This is a genomic window from Micromonospora sp. NBC_01699 (assembly GCF_036250065.1).
Taxonomy (GTDB): Bacteria; Actinomycetota; Actinomycetes; order Mycobacteriales; family Micromonosporaceae; genus Micromonospora_G.
In genome coordinates, this window is the sequence record NZ_CP109199.1 from 2,553,850 (window position 1) to 2,577,922 (window position 24,073).

The following is a 24,073-nucleotide window of genomic DNA, read 5'->3' on the forward strand; positions in this document are numbered from 1 at the left end:
GCACCGCGGCGACGGCTGGCACCGGGCGGCGATGATGGATCCTCGCGCGCCGGACCCGGAGGTACCCGATGGACGCGGCCCAGGCCCTCACCCTGCTCATGTCACCCGCCGGGCGGACCGACCCGTACCCCCTCTACGAGGCGCTGCGCCGGCACGGCCCGGTGGTGCGGGCCGGCTCGGACACCTTCGTCGTCACCGGGTACGCCGCCGTCGACGCGCTGCTGCGCGATCCCCGGATGCGGGTCCGCGACGCCGCCATGCTCGACCGGCAGTGGCTCGGCTGGCGGACCAACCCGGCCGTCGCCGTGATCGCCACCTCGATTTTGCAGACCAACCCACCGGACCATCACCGGATGCGCCGACTCGTCGCCGGGGCGTTCACCGCGCGCCGGGTGGCCGCGCTCCGGGACGTGGTCACCGCCCAGGCGCGTGAACTGGTCAGCCGGATCGAGCGACAGGGTCGGGACGGCCGGCCGGTGGACTTCCTGGCCGAGTTCGGCTACCCGCTGCCGGTCGGCGTCATCTGCGCGCTGCTGGGCGTACCGGACGCCGACCATCCGTGGTTCCGGGTCCGGGCCGCCGACCTGACCGCCGTACTCGAACCCGAGATCACCCAGGCCGAACTCGACACCGCGAACCGGGGTGCGGCCGAACTGGCCGCGTACCTGGCGGAGCTGATCGTGCGGCGGCGCCGCACGCCCGGTCCGGACCTGACCAGCGCGCTGGTCCTGGCCCACGACAGCGACCCGGACCGGCTCTCCGGCGACGAACTGCTGGCCAACCTGGTGCTGTTGCTGGTCGCCGGCTTCGAGACCACCACCAACCTGCTCGGCAACGGACTCGCCGTGCTGCTGGCGCATCCCGGGCACGCCGACCGGCTGCGGGCCGACCCCACGCTCGCCCCGGACTACGTCCGCGAACTGCTCCGGTACGACGCCCCGGTGCAGCTCACCAGCCGGATCGCGGCCGAACCGATCGAGGTCGCCGGCACCGGACTGCCGGCCGGGGCGGAGGTGCTGCTGCTGCTCGGCGCCGCCAACCGGGACCCGGCCAGATTCCCCGACCCGCACCGGTTCGACCCGGACCGGCCGGACCACCAGCCGATCTCGTTCGGCGCCGGAGCGCACTACTGCCTGGGCGCCCCGCTGGCCCGGCTGGAGGCGGAGGTCGCCCTGCCCGAGGTACTGCGCGGCCTGCCCCGGCTCGCGGCGGCCGGGGTGCCGGCCCACCGGGTCCGGCTCACCCTGCGCGGTTACCAGCGGCTGCCGGTGTCGGTGGCCTGAAATCCGCCGGTAGCGCCGCCGTAGACTGGTGGGGCAGCGCTCGGCTGCCTGTTCCAGCTGTTCCGTCCGACCAGCCGAGCCCCCGTCCCACCAGCTTAAGGAGCCGTCCCGCGTGACCGTCCAGCCCATCCGTCTGTTCGGGGATCCGGTGCTGCGCACGCCGGCCGAGCCGGTGGTCGCCTTCGACACCGAGCTGCGCAAGCTGGTTTCCGACCTGACCGACACGATGCGCGACCGCAACGGTGCCGGTCTGGCCGCCCCGCAGCTCGGGGTCGGCCTGCGGGTGTTCACCTTCGACGTGGACGACGTGCTCGGCCATCTGATCAACCCGGTGCTGTCCTTCCCCGACGAGGAGGAACAGGACGGCCCGGAGGGCTGCCTGTCCATCCCCGGCCTCTACTTCGACACAGTCCGCCGGCAGAACGTCGTCGCCAAGGGCTTCAACTCGTACGGCGACCCGCTGCAAATCGTCGGGACCGGGCTGATGGCCCGCTGCGTACAGCACGAGACCGACCACCTCGACGGCGTGCTCTTCCTCGACCGGCTCTCCGTCGAGGGGCGCAAGGAGGCGATGAAGGCGATCCGCGCGGCGGACTGGTACGACTCCGGCGCCCCGCCGGTGATCAAGACCAGCCCGCACGGCGCCGGCAGTCCCTTCGGTCTGGGCCGGTGACCCGGATGCGTCTGGTCTTCGCCGGTACGCCCGCCGTCGCGCTGCCCGCCCTGGAGGCCGTTGCCGCCTCCCGGCACGAACTGCTCGCCGTGGTGACCCGCCCGGACGCCCCCGCCGGACGCGGCCGTGGTCTGGTCCGCTCGCCGGTCGGTGCCTGGGCCGACGAGCGGGGCATCGAGGTGCTCACCCCGGCCCGCCCGCGCGAACCCGAGTTCCTGGCCCGGCTGACCGAGCTGGCGCCGGACTGCGTACCGGTGGTCGCCTACGGTGCCCTGGTACCGCCGGTGGCGCTGGAGCTGCCCACCCACGGCTGGGTCAACCTGCACTTCTCGCTGCTGCCCGCCTGGCGCGGGGCGGCGCCCGTGCAGCACGCGGTGCTGCACGGCGACGAGCTGACCGGCGCCAGCGTGTTCCAGCTCGAAGCCGGGCTGGACACCGGCCCGGTCTTCGGCACCCTGACCGACGAGATCCGCCCCACCGACACCTCCGGTGACCTGCTGACCCGGCTCGCCGCCTCCGGCGCCGGGCTGCTGGTGGCCGTCCTCGACGCGATCGAGGCGGGCACCGCCCGCGCCGAAGCGCAGCCGGTCGACGGGGTGTCGCTGGCCCCGAAACTGACCGTCGCCGACGGCCAGGTCCGCTGGTCCGAACCGGGCTTCGCGGTCGACCGGCGGATCCGCGCGGCCACCCCGGCCCCCGGTGCCTGGACCACCTTCCGCGGCGACCGGGTCAAACTCGGCCCGGTCCGCCCGATCGCCAACTCACCCGATCTCAAGCCAGGAGAACTGCTCATCGAACGGACCCAGGTACTCGTCGGCACGGCCACCACGGCGGTCGCCCTCGGTGAGGTACGCGCCGCGGGCAAGAAGCCGATGCCGGCCACCGACTGGGCGCGCGGCGTCCGGGTCGCCCCGGGCGAGACCTTCCAGACCGCCGAGGTGACCGAGTGATCGCCTCGTCCGACAACCGCGACCAGACCCGCGCCGACGACCGCCCGCCGGCCCGGTCGGACGACCGCTCGGCGGTCCGTTCCGACGGCCGCGGGGGACCGCGCTCCGACGACCGGGGACGACCCCGCTTCGACGACCGGGGACGTCCCCGGGACGCCCGTGGCGGCCGGGACCGGTCCATGGGTACGGGCGGACGAGGTCGACCGGGCGGCCCACCGGCCGACCTGCCGCGTCAGGCGGCGTACGAGGCCGTGGCGGCGGTGCACCGCGACGACGCGTACGCGAACCTGGTGCTGCCGGGGCTGCTGCGCGACTGGGGGCTGTACGGCCGGGACGCCGCCTTCGCCACCGAGCTGACCTACGGCACGCTGCGGGTACGGGGCACCCTGGACGCGATCCTGGCCGTGGCGGCGGCACGGGAGGTGGCCCGGATCGACCCGCAACCGCGCGACGCGCTGCGCATCGGCGCGTACCAGCTTCTCTACACCCGGGTGCCGGCGCACGCCGCGGTCTCCGCCACGGTCGAACTGGTCCGCTCGGTGGCACCGGGCGCGACCGGGTTCGCCAACGCGGTGATGCGCGAGATCGCCGGCAAGGACCTCGACACCTGGGTCGCCGAGCTGGCGCCGCCGTTCGAGACCGACCCGGTCGGCCACCTCTCGCTCGTCTACAGCCACCCACAGTGGATCATCCGGTCGTTCGCCGAGGCGCTCGGCGGCGACATGACCGAGACCACGCGACTGCTGATCGAGGACAACGAGCCGGCGCCGGTGCACCTCTGCGCCCGGCCCGGCCGGGCCGACGCGGTGGCGCTGGCCGACGAGGTCCGTGGCGCACCGGGCGCCTTCTCGCCGTACGCGGTCTACCTGTCCGGTGGGTCGCCGGGTGACCTGGCCGCGATCAACGACGGCCGGGCACACGTGCAGGACGAGGGCTCCCAACTCGTCGCCGCAGCGGTCGCCGCGGCCCCGGTCGACGGCGAGGACAGCCGCTGGCTCGACCTCTGCGCCGGACCGGGCGGCAAGGCCGGTCTGCTCGGCGCGTTGGCCGCCCAACGGGGGGCCACCCTGACGGCGGTGGAGGTGGCCGAACACCGGGCCCGGCTGGTCTCCCAGGCGGTTCGTGGCCTGCCGGTCAAGGTGCTCACGATGGACGGACGAACCGTCGGCGCCGACCCGGACCTGCCCGCGGGCGGATTCGACCGGGTGCTGGTCGACGCGCCCTGCACCGGGCTCGGCTCGCTGCGCCGCCGCCCCGAGTCGCGCTGGCGCCGCCAGCCGTCCGACCTGCCGCCGCTGACCCGGCTGCAACGGGAACTGCTCACCGCGGCGCTCCGGGCGGTCCGTCCGGGCGGGATCGTCGCCTACGTGACCTGCTCGCCGCACGTGGTGGAAACCCACGTGACGGTGACCGAGGCGGCGCGGCGGTCCGGCGTACCGGTCGATTTTGTCGACGCCCGTCCGCTGCTGCCGGCCGGCATGCCCGGCCTCGGCGACGGCCCCACCGTGCAGCTCTGGCCGCAACGGCACGGCACCGACGCGATGTTCCTGGCAGTGCTGCGCCGGGGCGAGTGACCGCCGCACCCGAGCTCCATACACTGACGCCCCGGCCATTCGGCCGGGGCGTCAGTGTCGTGCGGGTCGAGGGTGGCGGTCAGTTGATCGGCAGTGCGCCGGGGCCGGCACCCTTCATCGAACGGGTCAGGGATCGACTGTCGATCCAGAGGAAGCACTGCACCCCACGGTTGCCGGCCGCCCAGTCGGCCTCGCCCGGGTAGTAGAAGATCCAGCCGGTGCGGTACTTCAGGTCGCCGTTGTTGGGCACCTTGGCGAAGGCCGCGATCACACCCATGCACCCCTTCTCGGTACGGGCGTCGTCCTTGAGGAACGCCTCGTACGGGATGTCCGGCGCGGTCCAGATCCCGGCGAACTCGCTGTTGTGCTTCGCGGTGCAGGAGACCGGCTGCATCTGGTCGATGTCGTCCTTGACCAGCTTCGGGGTGAAGCAGCCGTACGACAGATCCGGTTGTGCGGTCAGCGCGCCCTTGAGGCTGACCGACCGGCTCACCACGTCCGGGTTGTCCAGCCCACCGATCTCGACCAGGTCGCAGCGGAACCAGCGGGAGCCGCCGGACCACGCGTAGCTCGACGGCGGCACCACGCTCACCGAGAGTCGGCCGCCGCGCCAGTTACCGCCGACGAACTCGTTGACCTTGCCCTCGCATTCGGCCCGAGCCGCCCGCAGTCCGGGTGACCCCTCCGCCGGAGGGGCGGTCCGATCGGCTTCGCCGCCGGTGAACGTGCCCACGTACACGGTTTCGGTGTCGTGCTCCGTGGTGCAGTCGACCGGCTGGTAGGAACTCAGGTAGCCGATGTCCACCGGGCGCGGGTGGCAGGTGCCGACCGCCGGGGTGAAACTCACCGGGGCCCCGATCGCCGCCCATTCGTCGGTCAGGTCGCCGTCGACGCCGTCGGGCAGGGCACAACCGCCCAGTACGAGTGCCGTCATGCCGCCGAGTGCCACCGCGGTCAGCCATCGTCGCATCTGTTCGTCCTCCCCAGGGACCCGACGGCCCGCTGCCACACCCGGCCGGGTGCCGAGGACCATCGGCCGAGCAGCATACCGGTACGCGGGCCGACAGCCGCGCGCCACCTTCGGCCCGTCGCCGACCCCGACCTGCCGTTCTGGGCTACCTGTCAGGGGCCTACTTCGGTCTACTTCGGGAGCGTCGTGCGGTCCGGGTCGGGAGCGCCGTCCGGTCGCCCGGCCGACGCAGGGTGGCGCGGCTCACATCGACCCACCATGATGGAGGGCCACTGCTCGATCACTCTCGGCAGTCGCCGTGCGCGAAACACTACATAGAGGGAGTCACGTGCACGTACTGGTCACCGGTGGGCTCGGTTTTCTCGGGCACGCGGTCAGCGTCGACCTGCTCACGGCCGGACACCGGGTAACCGTGCTCAGCCGGAGAAAAACCGCCGCGCGGCTCGCCGCCGGGGCCGAGCTGGCCACCGGAGACCTTCGAGATCGGGTACGACTGGCCCGGATCGTCGCCCTCGGCGGGTTCGACGGGGTGTGCCACCTGGCCGCGATGACCAGCGCCCGCGACTCGTTCGCCGACCCGCTCACCTACTTCGACGTGAACACCGTCGGCACCCTGAACCTGCTCAAGGCGTTCGAGCAGGCCAGCGAGGAACGACCGGCGACGTCCTTCGTGCTCGCCTCGACCAACATCGTGTACGGCTCCCGCCCGGTCGGCGCCCTCGCCGAGGACCTCGACGTGCACGCGGAGAGCCCGTACGCCGCCTCCAAGGTCGCCGCCGAGCAGCTCGTCGCCGCCCAGGCGGCACTCGGTGTGATCGGCGCGGTCACGCTGCGCTGCTTCAACCTCGCCGGAGCGGTGGACGGGGTGGGCGACGCCGATCCGGGCCGGATCATCCCGAACGTGTTCCGCGCGATGACCGGGCAACTGCCGCACGTCACACTGAACGGCGGCGGAGCGGCCGTACGCGACTTCGTCCACGTCGCCGACGCGGCGCGGGCGTTCCGGTTGGCGCTGGAACGTACCCGGCCGGGCGGACACCAGGTGCTCAACATCGGCAGCGGCACCGGGACCAGCATGGTCGAGGTCGTCACCTCGGCCCAACAGGTCACCGGCATCCCCGTCCAGGTACGCCGGCTGCCGTTCAAACCCGAACCGTCGACGCTGACCGCCGACATCACCCGCGCCGGCGCGACCCTCGGTTGGCAACCCGAACACTCCACCCTGCCGCGCATCCTGTCCGACGCCTGGGCCGCCTGGCCCGGCGCGCGACGTTGACCCGCGCGCCTGATCGGCGTGGTCCGGCCGCGGGGAACGGCCGCAGTGTGACCCGGTCTGGTCGAGAGCGAGGTTGCCGCTACGCGGGACTGTTCGCGTGCCGACGAGGAGCCGGGCCGCTGGGCAGTAACGCCCAGCGGCCCGGTGCCCCTACTTGTCGTTCATGATCGCCTCGATCTGTGTGGTGTCGAGGATGGCTCCGGAGTAGACGCGTACGTCGTCGATCGCGCCGGGGAAGTAGCCGCCGAGGACGTCGAGGTACTTGTAGCTGCCGATGTTGATGGGGCCGGTGGCCTGGATGGGTGGGCTGCTGATCGTCGCGGCGGCGGCGAGTTTGCCATCGACGAAGAGGATCATCTGTGAGGTTCCCGGGTCCCAGGTGGCGCAGAGGTGGGTCCAGGTGTTGACGCTGATGGTGGTGGGAGCCTCGACGGCGCTGTAGCCGCTGTCGCTGAAGGCGGTGACGAACTGCCATCGGTTGGTGGGGCTGGTACGAAGCCAGAAGCCGCTGCTGCGGGTGGCCTGCTGGCTGAGTACGGCCCGGTAGGACAGGCCGGCGACGTTGTCGATTTTCGCCCAGGCACAGGCGGTGTAGCCGGTGAGGGTGTCGACGCTTCTGGCTGCGCTGGCGTAGCTGGTGGTGCCGTTGAGGGTGATGGCCTGGCCGTACTTGCCGGTGGCTCCGGTGGTGGTGCTGTTGAGGGTGAGGTTGCGATTGTTGCCCGAGCTGTCGGTCGTGGAGCCGGTGCCGTTGTCGAACTTCCACTGTCCGGCCAGCGCCGTCTCGCGGGCGAGTTGCCCGATCTCGGGCGAGGTGAGGGCGAGGTCGTAGACGCGTACGTCGTCGATGTCTCCGGCGACCCAGTCACCGCTTGCCAGTCCCGAGGTGGCATTGCCGATCTGGAATGCCCCGGTGGCGTTCCAGGCGGACGGCTGGCTGCTTGATCCGCGCAACGCGCCGTTGATGTAGAGCTTGAGTTGGTTCGCGTCGGCGTCGTAGACACCGACGAGGTGGGTCCAGACGCCGAGTCGCGGTGGGACGAAGTCACGTGCGGCGTAGAAGCTGACGGATCCGGTGGTGTCCGCCGACGCGGCGATGATCGTCCAGGCGTCCATCGGCTTGTTGTACTGGAGATAGAAGCCCGATCGATGATTGCCGGTCTGGCTGAGGAAGGTGCGGTACGTGGTGGTGTTGTCGAGCTTGACCCAGGCGGCCACGGTGTAGCTGCGGCTGGTGTCGATGACCGATCGTCCGGTGGTGACGTAGTCGTTGGTTCCGTCGAAGTGGAGCGCCTTGTCCCCGATGACGTGTCCGTTGCTGTTCCAGGTCGGGCCTGCGACGGTCGCGGGGTAGTTGCCGTACGCGTCGGCGAGGGTGGTGCCGCTGCCCTCGTCGAAGCGCCAGTGCGCGGTGCCGGTTCGGGCGGTGGTCGCGATGGCGTTGCCCTTCTTGGCCACCTGCCCGAACGCGGTGCCGTTGTGGGGGAAAATCCACAGTTCGCGGTTACCGGGCTCGCAGCAGTCGACGATCGCGGCGAGGTCGTTGTCGCCGTCGTTGTCGAAGTCGCCGCTGGTGACCTGGATGGTGCGTCGCCAGTCCCAGCCGTCGACGCTGTCGACGTCGCTGTCCCACCACGTCGCAGGGGCAGCGAAGGTCGAGCCGGTTGCGGTCAGCACCCTGATGCTGGTCTTGGCTCCGTGGTTGTAGAGCGCTACCAGGTCGGTGGCGCCGGTGCCGTTGACGTTGATCGCGGTGTACTTGGCCGCGTTTCCGGTGAAGGTGCTCGGATCGGTGTCGGTGTCGCTGTCCCACCAACCGGTGCCGGCGCCGAACCCGGTTCCACTGGAGACGTGTACGCGTACGGTGGTGCGGCTGCCGGTGGTGTCCTCGGCGACGGCGAGATCGGTTTTCCCGTCGCCGGTGAAGTCGCCGGCGATGGTTTTGGTGTTGATCCAGGTGTAGGTGCCGGCGCCCTGGGTGTACCAGGGGGTGCCGGAGGTGGCGAACGCGGTTCCGTTGGAGGGGTAAACGTAGGCTCGCCAGCCGCCGGCGCGGTCGTTGACGACTGCCGCGGCGTCGTCGATGCCGTCGCCGGTGAAGTCGCCGGCGAAGACCCATGCGTCGCCGAGTAGCCAGGTACCGACGTCGAGGCTGGCCCATTCGGATCGGTACTGGTTGGTGTCGGAGCGAAGGTGATCCAGGCGGACGTGGCCATCGGGGTCCTGTCGGAACAGGGCGATGTCGGTACGGCCGTCGTTGTCGAAATCTCCGCCGGCGGTCTGGACCCTGCTAATGGCGAGGGCGTTGTCCCAGGCGATGGTGGCGGGGTGGAAGCCGGTACCGGAGGACATCATCGTCCACGCGGCGGTGCGCCCGTTGCCCATGTCGAGCACAGTGGCGACGTCGGCTGTGCCGTCTCCGTTGATGTCATTGAGCTTGTCGGCGACGGTCGCGGTGCCGCCGGCCGCGAGAGTGCGAGGGCCGGTCACCTCGGCCCGTTCGTTTCCGGCCTTGTCTACGGCCTTTGTCCAGAGGTCGGCAGCGGCGGTGCCGGGGAAGTCGGGGTCGCCCCACAGGGTGATCGGGACGATGGCCTTGCCGGTGGCGTCGGCCGGCGCCCAGAGTCCTACGTTGTTGTCGAAGCCGTAGCGGTAGCCGGCGATGTCGTTGTCCCCGACGGCTGGGTTGATTGTGACGGTGCCGACGGAACCGGCGTTGACGTTCTCGGCGCCAACGGGGTAGTCGGTTGAGGTGATCGTCGGCTGTCCGGGGTCATTGCCGTCGACCAGGAAGTAGCAGCGTGCTGTGAACGGGCCGAAGGCGCCTCCGGTGTCCTTGGCCCGGGCCTGGTAGTAGTAGACCGTCTCGTCGCTGGCCAGAGCGCCGTCCGGGACGGTGGGCCAGGTGACCACACCGCCGGCGGGGATGGTGGCGGAGGCGGCCGGTCCGTGGACCAGTACGTCCCCGGACGCCCTTCTGATTTCCAGGTACGCGGTGAGATTGTTCGCGTCGGCGTCCGACAGCCCAGCCGTGAAGGTGGGATTCTTCATGCTCTCCGACAGCCGGGTCGGATTGGTCGAACTTCCGCAGGAGATCGGCGGGTACGTGGTCAGCTCGGTGGGGACGCCTGGCGCGGTGTTCCACTCGACGGTGAGCTTGGCGGTGCCGGGGTGGAACTTCTTCCACTGCTGGTTCGTGCTCTCGTTCGGTGCGCGGAGTCCGAAGGTGAGCTGATTACTGGTACCGGCGGCGGCCGTCGATACGGCGCTGGTGAGCGCGGCGCTCGCGAAACCCAGTGGCATGTCCGGTTCGCCGCAGGACGATTCGTTGGCGTGCCCGGAGGCGCTGGCGAGGTTGGTTCGCCACCTGTTGGTGTCGGTGACGGAGTTCTTCCAGGTGACCGCGCCGGAGCGGCTGATGTTGTCGGTGAGGTACAGGTCGACCGGGGTGTTGGTGGAGCACTGGTACGAGTGGTCGAGCGTGATGCCGAACGTGGCGCTGGTGATGATTTTGCCGCGGATGTTTCCGATGCCGAACAGGAAGTAGGACCGGTACGTGACGCCGCTCGCGGCGCCGACCTTGGCACCGTCGTCACGGTCGTAGTTCCAGTACGACTGGGTCGGGAATTCCTTGGCGATGTGGGTCCAGTCGGAGGGGCCGATGGGGGTGGAGTTCGGGTCCAGGTAAAGCGGCCAGTTGACCTGCGGGTGGTCCAGGATGTCCCGGTCGGGGAGGACCGTTATCGCGGTGGGTGTGAGGATCACGTCCATCGGCCCCACGAAACGGGACTGTGGGTCGCCGTCGATGGGCCCGTTGCCCTCGATCCGTTCGATCCGGCTCAGTGCCGGTTCGCTCGGGGTGTCCCACATCAGCGGCGGGTCGGTGGCGAATACCGCCGTGCCGGCGGAATCGAGGGCGTTGATGCCGCCGTCGGCGCGGGTGGACAGCGTCAGACCGCTGGTCTGGACCCCGAAGGTGATGGTGTGCAGTGCCGGGTTGTCGGCGGCGGTGGGATTCTTGACGATGAGCTGCTCGCGGTAGCCGCCCATGGGTTCGGCGCTGACCTGGAGGTCCACGTCGGGCAGAACGTTGGGGTAGGTTGCCGTGTTGCCCTGGAGGGTGGGCGTCGGCAGCGGGGCCGGCCAGGTCAGTGACAGGCTTTTGTCCGCCTTGCCGACGGTGAGCAGTGGCCCGCTGCCTCCGCCGGAGATGGTCAGGCTGCCGGGGGTCGCCGTGGGGCTGATGCTGCCGTCGGCGTTGACCTGGAGGGTGGCGTCGATGTCGACCCAGTCGCCGGCCCGCTGGACGTAGATCGGGCGGGCGAAGCTCTCGGTCGAGAACGAGCCCGAGGGATTCGCCAACAGCCGACTGTCCTCCGTCCTCCGGCGCGTCACCTCGACGGGCTGTCCGAGAAGCGCCGCCTCGGCCGAGGCCTCGGCGAGGATCGTCATCTCGTCCCGCATATCCTCAGTGGAGGCTGAGGCGCCGGCCGCCGCCTCACCGCCTGGCACTGGACCCGCGATCAGGACACCGGCTGCCAGGACCAGCGCGACGGCGGTCAACGACGCCTGCCGTCGAATATGTGGTGAACGTCTGGATGCGTCTTGGAAAACGAACACGACCGGGCCTCCCCGTGAAGATCCGAAACTAGGACAGCGGATCGTATGGGGTCGGCTGCACTCCGTCAAGATCTTGAAAGCTCATCGAAGATCGATCACGATGATGACCCGCGACTCCGTCCGGTCACCCCGGTTCGTCTCCAGTGGAGGATCCATGCCTGTTCGGCCCAGACGCCGGTCTGCCCGCTGGTCGATCCGTCACTGGGCGCCCGCGCGGCTACGCCGGGCGCAAGCGCTGGCCGTCGTGCTGGTGGCCGGCCTGACCGCGAACGTCCTGGTGGTCCCTCCGGCGGTGGCAGCCGAGACACCACCATCGTGGGCGGCACCGAAGGAACCATCCGTACCGGGCACGAAGTTGGCGCTGCGCCCGGAGACACCCAACCGCGCGGAGCAAGCCGCCGTACGCGGCGCCCGCAAGGTCGTGTGGCCGACTCCCACCACGACCGACGTCGACCTCTCAGCGACCGCGACGGCGGCTCGGGCGACAACCTCGACCCGGGTACGGGCCGGCAGCTCGCCGATTTCGCTCGGCACCCCCACCGACCGCGAAGCGGGCCTGCGCAGCAGCGCGAACGGCCCCGAGCGGGTACGCGTGCAGGTGCTCGACCGCGACGCGACCGCCAAGGCCAAGGTGGACGGTGTCCTCGTCCGACTACAGTCGACCGACACCGGCCGCCCGGCCGATCGAGTCTCGGTCCAGGTCGACTACCGCTCGTTCGGCTACGCCTTCGGTGGTGACTGGGCCGCCCGACTCCGCCTCGTCGTCCTCCCCGAATGTGCCCTGACCACTCCCGGGCACCCGGACTGCTCGGGTCGACCGCTGCCCACGAGCAACAACACCACCACGGCGACCCTCACCGCCGACGTGGACGTGACCTCGGCCGCGCCGACCGTCCTGGCCGTGATGGCCGCCGAGGACGGCGCCTCGGGTTCCTACTCGGCGACCCCGCTGGCCGGTGCGGCAACCTGGTCCCACGGCGGATCGTCGGGCGACTTCAACTGGTCGTATCCGCTGCGGGTACCCCCGGCGGTGAACGGCCCCACACCGCAGATCAGCCTCTCCTACTCTTCCGGTTCGGTTGACGGCCGCACCGTCTCCACCAACAACCAGCCTTCGTGGCTGGGCGAGGGCTTCGAATTCTGGCCCGGTCTGGTGGAACGCAAATACAAGCCCTGCGCCCTGGACACCGCGGCGCAGAACAGCCAGTTGCCGAACAACGCCACCCGACCCACCGGCGACCAGTGCTGGGGCACCGACAACGGCACCATCTCGCTGAACGGCAAGGCCGGCGAACTCGTACCGGTGGACGCCGCCGGCACCACCTGGCGGATGAAGAACGACGACGGCACCCGGATCCAGCGGGTGCTCGACACCGCTCGCGGCAACGGTGACGCCGACGGCGAGTACTGGGTGGCCACCACCCCGGACGGCACCCGCTACTACTTCGGCTACCACCGGCTGCCCGGCTACACCGGCGCCACCGGTCAGGAGACCACCAACTCCGCCTGGACCGTGCCCGTCTACGGCAACCACCCGAACGAGCCGGGCTACACGGCGGGCAACTTCGGCGCCTCACAACGCGAACAGGGTTGGCGCTGGAACCTCGACTACGTCGTCGATGTCCACGGCAACACGATGTCGTACTTCTACGGCACCGAGACCAACCGCTACGCCCGAAACGCCGACGTCAACGCCGCCGCCCTCTACACCCGCGGCGGCTACCTCAAGCGCATCGACTACGGTCAGCGCGAAACCGGGGTCTACTCGACCAAGCCGGTCGCCCAGGTCGCCTTCGATGCGCTCGACCGGTGCGCACCCAGCACCATCTGCGACTTTGCCCACCCCAACAGTTGGCCCGACACCCCGGTCGACCAGAACTGCTCCGCCGCTCCGTGCACCGGCCACTTCTCGCCGACGTTCTGGACCCAGAAGCGGCTGTCGAAGATCACGACAAAGGTCTGGGACGGTGTCTCCGCCTACCGGCTGGTCGACTCGTGGACGCTGTCGCACCTGTTCGCCGACCCCGGTGACTTCACCCGCGCCGGCCTCTGGCTCGACCGCATCTCCCACACCGGTCACGTCGCACCCGCCGGACAGGAGATCACCCTCCCCGACGTCACGTTCACCGGGGCGCCGTACAACAACCGGGTCGACGGCGCGACGGCCGACTACGTCGCGCCCCATAACTGGTGGCGCGTGACGGGGGTCCAGGACGAGAACGGCGGCACTATCGGGGTCACGTACGAGAATCCGGACTGCGTCGCCCCGGGCGGCATGCCGGGAAGCCCGCAAACCAACACCAAACGCTGCCAACCGGTGCGCTGGTCACCCGACCCGTCCCTGCCCGAGCGACTCGACTGGTTCCACAAGTATGTCGTCAGCACGATCAGCCAGTCCGACGAATCGGCCGCCACCGCAGACGTCGAAACCCACTACCAGTATCTCGACGGCGCCGCCTGGCACTACGACGAGGTCGACGGCCTCACCCCCGCCGAGGAAAAAACCTGGGGACAGTGGCGCGGCTACGGCAGGGTCAAGACCCGTACCGGTAACCCCGGCGACGGACAGATCGTCAGCGAGACCCGCTACTTCCGCGGCATGGACGGCGACCGCAACGGCAGCGGTGGCCAGAAGAACGTGTGGGTGGCCGATTCCCGTGGCGCCGGCTTCGAGTGGGAAGACCACGAACGACTCGCGGGCACCGTACGGGAGAACATCACCTGGCTCGTGGACGGCACCAGCATGCTGTCGCGGACCATCACCGACCCGTGGATCTCCCCGGCCACCGCCACCTCCACCAAGCCCTGGGGGACGACCAGGTCCTTCCTGCTCGACACCGCCGCGTCGCTGACCCGAGCCGCAGTCGAGGGTGGGTGGCGGGACAGCTCGACGACGAAGACGATCGAAACTGACGGCACCGTCACCTCAATCAACTCCAAACCGCAGGCGGGCAAGCCGGAGTTCGACCGCTGCACCCGCTACGAGTACGTCTCGAACACCACCACAAATCTCATCGACCTGCCCAAGCGTGTAGAAACCGTCGCCAAGGCCTGCGAGACCACGCCGAGCCGTCCGGCCGACGTGATCTCCGACGCGCTCAGCTACTACGACGGCAACGAGACGCACGGTGCCCAACCCACGAAGGGTCAGGTCAGCCGGGTCGACGAGTTCGACGGCTGGAACGCGGCCCAGTCCCAACCGATCTACCGCACCGTCTCCCGTGCCACCTACGGCGACGTCCATGGCCGGATGACCTCGTCCACCGACGCCAAGGGCGGCGTCTCCCAGACCCTCTACACCCCCGCCTCCGGCGGACCGGTCACCGCGGTGAAGACCATCAACCCGCTCCTGCACGAGACGCAGGCGTTCCTTGAGCCCGCGTTCGGAGCCCAGATCGGCTCCGTCGACGCGAACGGACTCCGTACCGACCTCAAACTCGACGCGCTCGGGCGTATGAGCAAGGTCTGGTCGCCGGGCCGTCCCATGGCGACACACAATCCCGACGCCGAGTTCAACTATCTCATCCGTCTCGACGGACCAGACGTGATCACCACCAAGCGCCTGCAACCCGACGGCGGATACCACACCAAGTACGAGCTTTACGACGGCCTTGCCCGACTACGACAAACCCAGGTACCCGCTCCCGGCGGTGGCCGGGCAGTCTCGGACATGATCTACGATTCCCGAGGACTGCTCGTCAAGCGTCGCGGCCCCTACCACAACGCCGGCTCCCCTGACTTTGAGGTAATGGCCGTCGACGACGCCTCCGTGGCCAATGTGCAGACCCTCTACGACACCGCCGGTCGCGCGACAAACGAGATCACCATTGCCGGCGGCGCCGAAAGGTGGCGGACCACCACCACCTACACCGGCCTCAACCGGATCGATGTCGACCCACCGGACGGCGGTACCGCTTCCACCACGATCACCGACGCTCGCGGTGCCACCACCACCCTGCGTCAGTACAAGGGCTCCTCGCCTACCGGTGCGTACGACGAAACCCGTTACACCTACACCAACAAGGGCCAGCTCGCCACCGTCACCGACGCCGCCCAGAACGGCGGCAACACCTGGCAGTACTTCTACGACATGCTCGGCCGGCTCGACCACACCGAGGACCCCGACCGTGGCACCACCACCCTCACCTACACCCCGTACGGCGAGAAGAAGACCGTCACCAACGAGGCAGGCGACACACTCGCCTACGTCTACGACGCCCTCGGACGTACCACCTCCCTGCGCGACGACGACGTCACGGGCACGATGCGCGCCGGGTGGGTGTACGACACCATCCACAAGGGCATGCCCACCTCCTCGACCCGCTACGTCGGCAGCGACCAGTGGACCAACCGGGTCGTGGACTACGACGACAACACCGGCCGGCCGACCGGTACCGAGATGGTCGTCCCCGCCAGTGAGGGAAGCCTGGCCGGCACCTACCGCTTCGACACGACCTACCTGCCCGACGGCAGTCCCGCCACCACGAAGATGCCGGCTGCGGGTGGGCTGGCCGAGGAAACCCTGACGTACGGCTACAACGCCTACGGCCTACCGACGACGCTGACCGGCGCGACCGCGTCGGGCAGCCGGGTGTACGTCAACACCAGCACCTACACCCCGTTCGCCGAACTCTCCGTCGTCGGGCGCACCACCAGTGACGCGAAGTGGGTCAAGCAGGAGTTCTTCTACGAGCCCGGTACCCGCCGGTTGCAGGGTGGGCGAATCAGCACCCGTACCTCCGGCACCACCGGCTACGTCAGCAACATCACCCACACCTACGACAACGCCGGCAACCTCCAGAAGATCTCCGACACCCCGACCAGCGGCACCGCGGACCACCAGTGCTTCGACTACGACTACCTCAACCGTCTCACCCAGGCATGGACACCCGGCAGCGGCGACTGCAATGCCACACCCACCACCGCAGCCCTGGGCGGACCCGCGACCTACTGGACCTCCTGGACCTTCGACGAGGCCGGCAACCGCACGTCCGAAACCAGCCGAGCCGTCGCCGGTACCACCACCTCCACCTACACGTACCCGAGCCCGGGGCAACCCCAACCGCACACCCTCACCCAGGTCCAGACCCAGGGCCCGGCCGGAAACAAGACCGTCAACTACGGGTACGACGCGCTCGGCAACACCACCACCCGACCCGGTACGGGGACCGCTACCCAGACCCTGACCTGGGATCCCGAGGGTCGCCTGGCAACGGTGCAGGAAGGCGCCACCACCAGCAGCTACGTCTACGACGCGTCCGGGAACCGGATCAAGCGCAAGGACGGCAACACCACCACCATCTACCTGCCCGGCATGGAGCTCACCTCCGTCGGCGGCGTCACCGAGACCGCTGTCCGCTACTACACCCACGCCGGACAACCCGTCGCCGTACGCACCGACGACAACAAACTCACCTGGCTCCTCGCCGACCACCATGGCACCAACTCCATGACCGTCGACGAGACAACCCAGGCCATCCAGCGCCGTTACAGCACCCCCTTCGGCGGCGCACGGGGCACCCAACCCACCGCCTGGCCGGACGACAAGGGCTTCGTCGGCGGCTCCAAGGACAACAGCGGTCTCACCCACCTCGGCGCGCGCGAATACGACCCACAAACCGGCCGGTTCATCTCCGTCGACCCCATCATCGACCCCCGCGACCCCCAGCAGATGCACGGGTACGCCTACGCCAACAACGCTCCCACCACCCTGACCGACCCCGACGGACTCAAGCCCGCGTGCAGCGCCGACGGTACGTCCGAAAGCGAAGCCGCGTGCAACGGCTCGGGCAGCTCCGCACCGCCAGCCCCCGCTCCCAAGGACCCCACCACTCCGGCGCAGCTCGATCAGGTGGTCGAGGACGCCAAGGCGGACAAGGAACGCGCCGAGGCGGTCAAGAAGAAGTCCTTCCTCGACATCATCAAGGAACAGGGCCTCGCCTTCCTCCTCGACTTCTTCGGCATCAGCGACATCATCAACTGCTTCACCAAGGGCGACATCGGTGCGTGCGTCAGCACATTGATTGGGATGATCCCAGTAGGCAAAGTACTCAAATCCGGCAAATCGGTTTGGAAGGGGGTGAACCGCGCCTTCGAATCGTACAAATCCTGGCAAAAAGCGATCCGTCTCGCTGACGACGCGATCGCCCGCGCCGACGAAGCCATCGCCCTTGCTCAACGGAAGGCCGCCGAACTCCGCGAAGCGCTCGGCAAGATCGAAACCGCCGCCGGTGATCTCTGTGAGCGCAACAGCTTCGTGCCCGGCACCCGAGTACTCATGGCCGACGGGACCACGAAACCCATCGAAGAGGTACGCGTCGGCGACGAAGTTGCGGCGACCGACCCCGAAACCGGGGAAAGCGGTACGCGGACCGTCACCAAGGAAATCCTCGGCACCGGCGACAAGACCCTCGTCAAGATCAGCATCGACACCGACGGTGCGGCGGGTGACGCAAGTGCCACCATCACCGCCACCGACGCCCACCCCATCTGGGTAGCCAACACCGCAAGCTGGACCAACGCCGCCGACCTCAAGTCAGGCGACGACGTCCTGACCCCGGACGGCGCCCGTGTCCGAGTCATCGACATTGCCACCTACGGCGCCGTCGCGACCGTACACAACCTCACTGTCGACGACATCCACACGTACTATGTGGTCGCTGCCAACACGCCAGTCCTCGTCCACAACTGCAACACGATGACTGTCGACGAGTTAGCAAACGCAAAGCCAATTCATGGAATTGATCCTGACAAAGCCGCAGACCTACGTACTTTGAGTGACGACGATCTTATCAACTCATTCGACAATCCGAGAGATGGTGGCTACGCTCTGGTGGGCGACGACGGTCGAATCTGGAATGGGCATCACAGGATTAACGAGATAATTCAGCGAGCCGCCGATCCGAAACGTTCGATTACTGGATCTACGCGTGTCAGGATCGACATACGGCGAACTGAGCCAATGCCCGACTTCTGGTGAGGTGAATGTGGTGAACGATGAAGACCAGCAACGCCAATGGTCCGAGGTGCAACTCAATGACCCTGAGCTGATTATCTATCTCGCGGGAATCGATGATCTTGTGCGCCTCAATGATGAGGCAAAGCGCCATCTGTGGGGGGCGAAATGGAGTTCAACGGAAGCGCTGAGGCGGCAAGTGGAGGGCGGGGCGATGTGTGTCATCTGTCCAGTCTTTCGGAACGGTGGGTCCGTCGATGAACCCGAGTCCTTTCGCTGCTTCGTATGGTTCATTGAGAAGCCAGAGGGCCGAGGTCGCGTTTCGCTGCTTGATGTGGGAACCGCCACACTTGCTGGTCTGCGTAGGGCTTCATCCCCCGACCGGTTGACTCGTATCGTGCGTGCGCTGATGGATGGTTTCGAGCTTGCCAGGATCGACTAATGAGGTAAGGGGGTTCCAAGCACCGACACCACCAAAGACACCAACATTCCGGCGCAGCTCGATCAGTTGGTCGAGGATGCCAAGGCCGACAAGGAGCGCGCCGAGGCGGTCAAGAAGAAGTCCTTCCTCGACATCATCAAGGAACAGGGCCTCGCCTTCCTCCTCGACTTCTTCGGTATCAGCGACATCATCAACTGCTTCACCAAGGGCGACATCGGCGCCTGCGTGAACACGCTGGTCGGCATGATCCCGTGGGGCAAGGTTTTCAAAGCCGGGAAGGCGATCTACAAGGGTATAAAACGCGCGTTCGCATCGTACAAATCCTGGCAGACGGCTATCCGTCTGGCTGACGACGCGATCGCCCGCGCTGACGAAGCCATCGCCCTTGCTCAACAAAAGGCGGCCGAACTCCGCGAAGCACTCGGCAAGATAGAAACCGCCGCCGGTGAGCTCTGCGAGAACAACAGCTTCGTGCCCGGCACGCGGGTACTCGTGGCCGACGGGACCACGAAACCCATCGAAGAGGTCCGCGTCGGCGACGAAGTCGCCGCCACTGACCCCGAAACCGGGGAACGCGGCAAGCGAACCGTCACCAAGGAAATCATCGGCACCGGTGACAAGAATCTCGTCGAGATCAGCATCGACACCGACGGTGCGGCGGGTGACGAGAGTGCCACCATCACCGCCACCGACGCCCACCCCATCTGGGTCGCGAACACCGCCCGCTGGACCAACGCCGCAGATCTCAAGTCGGGCGACGACGTCCTGGCCCCGGACGGCGCCCGCGTCCGGGTCATCGACATCGCCGCTTACGGCGCCGTCGCGACCGTACACAACCTCACCGTCGACGACATCCACACGTACTTTGTGGTCGCGGGCAACAAGCCGGTCCTCGTACACAATTGTGGCGAGGACATCTACGACACGCAAGGGCGAAGTAAGCACGGAAAACAAGCGCGCACGACCTCACGAGGCACGTCTGGTGCCGAGCCGATCGACGGACAGGCTGCGTTGAACAATTCCGTCGAGATTACTCCTGAAGCGCCTGGTCAGGCGCCACGGCGGATTGGTGTCTCAAATGGTCAGCGTGTCATGCTCGACCGTACTCAGCAGGTTGCCTGTGGATGTGGAAAGGTAAAGGGTGGTATCAACAATATTTGGCATGGTCATGTTCGAGAATGGGGTGAGTTCGAACAAGATGAGCAATCTGCGCTCATCAAGGCCGGGCTCACCACTCGTAAAGGAAAGGTACGGGGGTGAGGTATGATGGTCGAAGATTTTGACCAAGAGGAGGATGAGCGCTGGCGATCCTCGTTGCTTCAGGTGATCTATGGTGACGATGTAAGGGAGGCGACCGATGCCCTGCTGGCGCTCTCCTTAGATGAGCCCGATCGTATATGGATCGAAAATGAGCTACTTCGTCTCCTCGATGCGCCTGTCGATCGTCAGGTGAGAGAGCTTGCTATCACGTGCATCGGTCATGTAGCGAGGCTGCATCGTGCGATTTCTCAGAAAGTCATTGCTCGGTTGCATGAGTTAGCGGACGACCCCGAGCTGAAATTACGCGTGCCAAATGCTCTGAGTGACATTAGGGTATTTGTGAAGAAATCCTGACCCCGCTGACATGACTGAGGAGTCATGCCGACTCGTGTTGTGTAGGTGGCAATCCAATCGGTCGTCTTGCTCGATCTGAAAACCGTGATCTTTGGTGATGCTCCTCGTGCGATTCGCGGATCACGTGTAGCCGCTGCTCGACTCGCCCGGCGCTCGCGCTGTAGCGACCGCTATTCGCGATCATGGCCGACGGGCCGTCGTGGGCCGCGTCAGCTACCCGGTAGCCGTCGGCGGGCTTGCGCCACGAGTCGGTTGTCTTGGGTTACCGGGGTACGCACGATCGACCCTCCGGCCAGATCCGCATAGTGCCACGGTTCCGGAGGGTGATCGTGTCGATACGGCTGCCGGGAGGGGCGACGACATGGCGTTGCAGGTCAGTCTTCACCAGCAGCGGGTGCGTAAGCGGGACGGTGCAAGGGCGCACGAGTGCTCGTCGCCCTCCTTGCCCGCCCGGCCCCGTTACGTCCGACCGGTGGCATCCCAACCGTGGGACGGTGTGGTGGCCGGTGCCGTACGGGTGGCGGGCGTTCGTAGACTGGCGCGGTGACCGCTCCGACGCCGATCATCGCGCCCAGCATCCTCGCCGCGAACTTCGCGCATCTCGCCGACGAGGCCAGGGTGGTCGAGTCAGCGGCCGACTGGCTGCATGTCGATGTGATGGACAACCACTTCGTACCCAATCTGACCATCGGGTTGCCGGTGGTGCAGAGCCTGCTGGCGGTCACCACGCTGCCGTTCGACGTACATCTCATGATCGAGGATCCGAGACGGTGGGCGCCGGCCTACGCCGATGCCGGGGCGTACAACGTGACGTTCCATGCGGAGGCGTGTGACAACCCGGTCGCGCTGGCCAAGGACCTGCGTTCGGCGGGTGCCAAGGCGGGGCTGGCGATCGACCGGGACACCCCGATCGAGCCGTACCTGGACCTGCTGCCGAGCTTCGACACCCTGCTGATCATGACGATCAAGGCGGGCTTCGGTGGGCAGCGGTTCATCCCGGAGCTGCTGGACAAGGTGCGGGCCGCTCGGCGGCACGCGGACACCGGTCACCTCGAACTGCGGATCGAGGTCGACGGCGGGATCGCCGCGGACACCATCGAGCAGGCCGCCGCCGCCGGGGCCGACGCCTTCGTGGCCGGCACCGCCGTCTACGGCGCGGACGATCCGGCGGCGGCCATCGGCCACCTGCGTGGGTTGGCCGAGCGGGCTGTGGCGCGGTCGTGAGCGTCGACCCGGTCGAGGAGCGCAAGGACGTCATCCTGGTTGTGGACGACGACGTCGATATCGCCCGTTTTGTCGAGTTCAACCTGCGCCTGCACGGCTTCGACGTGCTCAAGGCCGGCGACGGCCAGGAGGCCCTCGACATGATCGAGGAGCACCGGCCCGACCTGGCCGTGGTCGACCTGATGATGCCCCGGATCGACGGGCTCGAACTGACCCGGCGGCTGCGCGCCGACCCGATGACCTCCGCCCTGCCGGTGATCATGCTGACCGCCAAGGGGATGACCGTGGACAAGGTGCACGGCCTCACCGCCGGCGCCGACGACTACCTGGTCAAGCCGTTCGACACGGCCGAGCTGATCGCCCGGGTCAGCTCCACGCTGCGCCGGAACAAGGAGTTCCGGGAGGTCTCCCCGCTGACCGGCCTGCCCGGCAACAGCCGGGTCCGCCGGGAGATCACCGACCGGGTACGCAGCGGCGTCGACTACGCCGTCGGCTACGTCGACATCGACCGCTTCAAGAGCGTCAACGACCGGTACGGGTTCAGCCGGGGCGACGAGTTCATCACCGCGCTCGCCCGCAGCCTGCACCGGGCGGTGGTCTCGGTCGGGCTGCCCCCCGCGTTCCTCGGCCACATCGGCGGCGACGACTTCGTCATCGTCTGCGCGCCGGAACAGGTCCGCCCGATCACCGAGAAGGCGGTGGTCGACTTCGAGAAGACCGCCGACGAGCTGTACGACCCCTCCGACGCGCAGCGTGGCTTCGTGGAGTTGAAGGACCGGCGGGGCAACGTGAAGAAGGCTCACCTCGTCACGCTCTCCATCGGGGTGTCCCTGTCGGTGCCCGAGCGGCGGTTCACCGACCCGCTGGAGGTGATCGCCGCAGCCTCGGAGATGAAGAGTCTGGCCAAGAACCAGCCCGGCTCGTACGTGGCGGTCGACCGGCGCCGGGTGGAGGGCTGATTCGCCGACGCCCGGATATTCCCGCCCGATTGGGCGGTCTGTGGTGATGATCAGCCGTGTGAACTAGGTCGCGTCGGTGGCGATCGACGCCCGAACCCGTGTAAGACTCACAACGTACCCACCACGCGCTGGCGGGACTCGGTGAAATTCCGAACCGGCGGTGATCCGCGGCCTCGGCCACGGTAAGCCCGCGACCCGATCGACCCTGTGTCGAGCGGTGGACCTGGTGAGAATCCGGGGCCGACGGTTGAGCGCGGGCTTCCCGCCCGCACTCAGACAGTCCGGATGGGAGACAGCGCGCGGGACGGACAGGTCTCGGCCGGCACCCTCGGGCGCCCCGGTCCGGGACTCTGCCGGGTCCGGCTGTGCCGTACCCGGGTTTCTCCGCCGCCGCCTGCCCGGCCACCTGCCGGAATGCCTCCCACTCGTCGCGCGTTTGACCGACGAGTGACGAGAGTAGGGCGCAGGACATGGTGAGCGTCTCCGCCGATGCGGCGATGCGCCGGGCGATCGAGCTGGCCGCCCGAGGCTTGGGCAGCACCAGCCCCAATCCGGTGGTCGGCTGCGTACTGCTCGACGCCGACGGCGAGCTGGTCGGCGAGGGTTTCCACGCCTACGCCGGTGGCCCGCACGCCGAAATCGTCGCGCTGGCCCAGGCCGGTGAGCGCGCCCGTGGCGGCACCGCCGTCGTCACCCTCGAACCCTGCGACCACACCGGGCGTACCGGGCCGTGCACGGGCGCGCTGATCCAGGCCGGGGTGGCCCGGGTGGTGATCGGGGTGCCGGATCCGAACCTGGTCGCCTCCGGGGGCGCGGCCACCCTGCGGGCCGCCGGCGTCGAGGTCGAGATCGGGGTACGGGCCGCCGAGGCCGAAGCCGGCAACATCGCCTGGCTGACGGCGGTACGCCGAGGTCGCCCGTACGTCATCTGGAAGTACGCCTCCACGCTCGACGGGCGGGCTGCGGCAGCCGACGGCACCAGCATGTGGATCACCTCCGAGGCGGCCCGGATGGACGTGCACGCGTTGCGCGGCACCGTGGACGCGGTGATCGCCGGTGTCGGCACGGTCCTCGCCGACGACCCGCGACTGACCGCACGGAACCTGCGCGACGGCAGCCTGGCCATCCGGCAGCCGCTACGGGTGGTGGTGGACAGCTCCGGGCGTACCCCGGTGGATGCCCGCGTGCGCGACGGCGCCGCGCGCACCTGGGTGGTGACCACCGCGGAGCTCGGCGCCAACAAGGACGACCGGGTCGACCTGGAGGCCCTGCTCACCGGGCTGTACCAGCGCGGCGTCCGGGCCGCGTTGCTGGAGGGCGGACCGACCCTCGCCGGCGCGTTCCTGGCCCTCGGGCTGGTCGACAAGGTCATCGGGTACGTGGCGCCGAAGCTGCTCGGCGCCGGCCCGGCGGCGCTCGCCGACGCCGGCCCGCGCACCATCTCCGAGGTCATCGACCTCGAATTCGTCGACATCGCGCAGGTCGGACCCGACCTGCGGATCACCGCGCTGCCCCGGAAGAGGGAGGGCTGAG

Annotated in this window: 14 protein-coding genes and 1 riboswitch; of the genes, 12 read left to right on the forward strand and 2 right to left on the reverse strand. The window is 68.4% G+C overall.

The annotated features are described in order from the left end of the window. Positions 1-68 precede the first annotated feature (68 nt). The 4 genes from OG792_RS11500 to OG792_RS11515 all read left to right on the forward strand — a co-directional run bounded on the left by OG792_RS11500 (position 69) and on the right by OG792_RS11515 (position 4,480). Positions 69-1,283, forward strand: a complete 1,215-nt coding sequence (locus tag OG792_RS11500; protein WP_329109359.1) for a cytochrome P450 — start codon at positions 69-71, stop codon at positions 1,281-1,283. Positions 1,284-1,395: 112 nt separating this feature from the next. Continuing rightward, positions 1,396-1,956 (forward strand): peptide deformylase, encoded by a 561-nt coding sequence (gene def / locus OG792_RS11505; protein WP_329109360.1) that lies wholly within the window; start codon positions 1,396-1,398, stop codon positions 1,954-1,956. Between the two features lie 5 nt (positions 1,957-1,961). Continuing rightward, complete coding sequence (gene fmt / locus OG792_RS11510) at positions 1,962-2,906, forward strand: methionyl-tRNA formyltransferase (protein WP_329111209.1); 945 nt, start codon at positions 1,962-1,964, stop codon at positions 2,904-2,906. Positions 2,907-3,085: 179 nt separating this feature from the next. Beyond that, positions 3,086-4,480, forward strand: a complete 1,395-nt coding sequence (locus OG792_RS11515) for an RsmB/NOP family class I SAM-dependent RNA methyltransferase (RefSeq protein WP_329111210.1) — start codon at positions 3,086-3,088, stop codon at positions 4,478-4,480. A 79-nt stretch (positions 4,481-4,559) separates the two neighbouring features. Here the strand turns inward: OG792_RS11515 and OG792_RS11520 are convergent, their stop codons facing one another. After that, positions 4,560-5,450 carry a septum formation family protein gene (locus OG792_RS11520; RefSeq protein ID WP_329109362.1) on the reverse strand — a complete coding sequence of 297 codons (891 nt, stop codon included), beginning with the start codon at positions 5,448-5,450 and terminating at the stop codon, positions 4,560-4,562. A 328-nt stretch (positions 5,451-5,778) separates the two neighbouring features. Here OG792_RS11520 and OG792_RS11525 point away from each other — a divergent pair, with 328 nt between their 5' ends. Next, positions 5,779-6,726, forward strand: coding sequence for an NAD-dependent epimerase/dehydratase family protein (locus tag OG792_RS11525; protein ID WP_329109363.1), 948 nt, complete (start codon positions 5,779-5,781; stop codon positions 6,724-6,726). Between the two features lie 150 nt (positions 6,727-6,876). On the opposite strand, the gene OG792_RS11530 is transcribed toward OG792_RS11525, so the two are convergent. Beyond that, positions 6,877-11,190 carry a LamG-like jellyroll fold domain-containing protein gene (locus OG792_RS11530; RefSeq protein ID WP_329109365.1) on the reverse strand — a complete coding sequence of 1,438 codons (4,314 nt, stop codon included), beginning with the start codon at positions 11,188-11,190 and terminating at the stop codon, positions 6,877-6,879. Between the two features lie 310 nt (positions 11,191-11,500). Here OG792_RS11530 and OG792_RS11535 point away from each other — a divergent pair, with 310 nt between their 5' ends. The 7 genes from OG792_RS11535 (at position 11,501) to ribD (ending at position 24,072) form a co-directional block, all read left to right on the forward strand. Continuing rightward, positions 11,501-18,325 carry a polymorphic toxin-type HINT domain-containing protein gene (locus OG792_RS11535; RefSeq protein ID WP_329109367.1) on the forward strand — a complete coding sequence of 2,275 codons (6,825 nt, stop codon included), beginning with the start codon at positions 11,501-11,503 and terminating at the stop codon, positions 18,323-18,325. Between the two features lie 10 nt (positions 18,326-18,335). Further along, positions 18,336-18,743 carry a hypothetical protein gene (locus OG792_RS11540; protein ID WP_329109368.1) on the forward strand — a complete coding sequence of 136 codons (408 nt, stop codon included), beginning with the start codon at positions 18,336-18,338 and terminating at the stop codon, positions 18,741-18,743. Positions 18,744-18,809: 66 nt separating this feature from the next. Further along, positions 18,810-20,003 carry a polymorphic toxin-type HINT domain-containing protein gene (locus OG792_RS11545; RefSeq protein WP_329109370.1) on the forward strand — a complete coding sequence of 398 codons (1,194 nt, stop codon included), beginning with the start codon at positions 18,810-18,812 and terminating at the stop codon, positions 20,001-20,003. 3 nt (positions 20,004-20,006) lie between these two features. After that, positions 20,007-20,357 (forward strand): hypothetical protein, encoded by a 351-nt coding sequence (locus OG792_RS11550; RefSeq protein WP_329109372.1) that lies wholly within the window; start codon positions 20,007-20,009, stop codon positions 20,355-20,357. A gap of 543 nt (positions 20,358-20,900) precedes the next feature. Further along, positions 20,901-21,581: a ribulose-phosphate 3-epimerase gene (rpe, locus tag OG792_RS11555; protein WP_329109374.1), complete on the forward strand. Its 681-nt coding sequence runs from the start codon at positions 20,901-20,903 to the stop codon at positions 21,579-21,581. After that, the gene (locus tag OG792_RS11560; RefSeq protein ID WP_329109375.1) at positions 21,578-22,540 is read left to right on the forward strand and encodes a GGDEF domain-containing response regulator; all 963 of its coding nucleotides are present in this window, start codon (positions 21,578-21,580) and stop codon (positions 22,538-22,540) included. Before rpe ends, OG792_RS11560 begins: the two co-directional genes overlap by 4 nt. A 123-nt stretch (positions 22,541-22,663) precedes the next feature. After that, positions 22,664-22,841: riboswitch (FMN riboswitch) on the forward strand. Between the two features lie 169 nt (positions 22,842-23,010). Next, positions 23,011-24,072, forward strand: a complete 1,062-nt coding sequence (gene ribD / locus OG792_RS11565) for a bifunctional diaminohydroxyphosphoribosylaminopyrimidine deaminase/5-amino-6-(5-phosphoribosylamino)uracil reductase RibD (RefSeq protein ID WP_329109377.1) — start codon at positions 23,011-23,013, stop codon at positions 24,070-24,072. The last annotated feature ends 1 nt before the right edge of the window (position 24,073 follow it).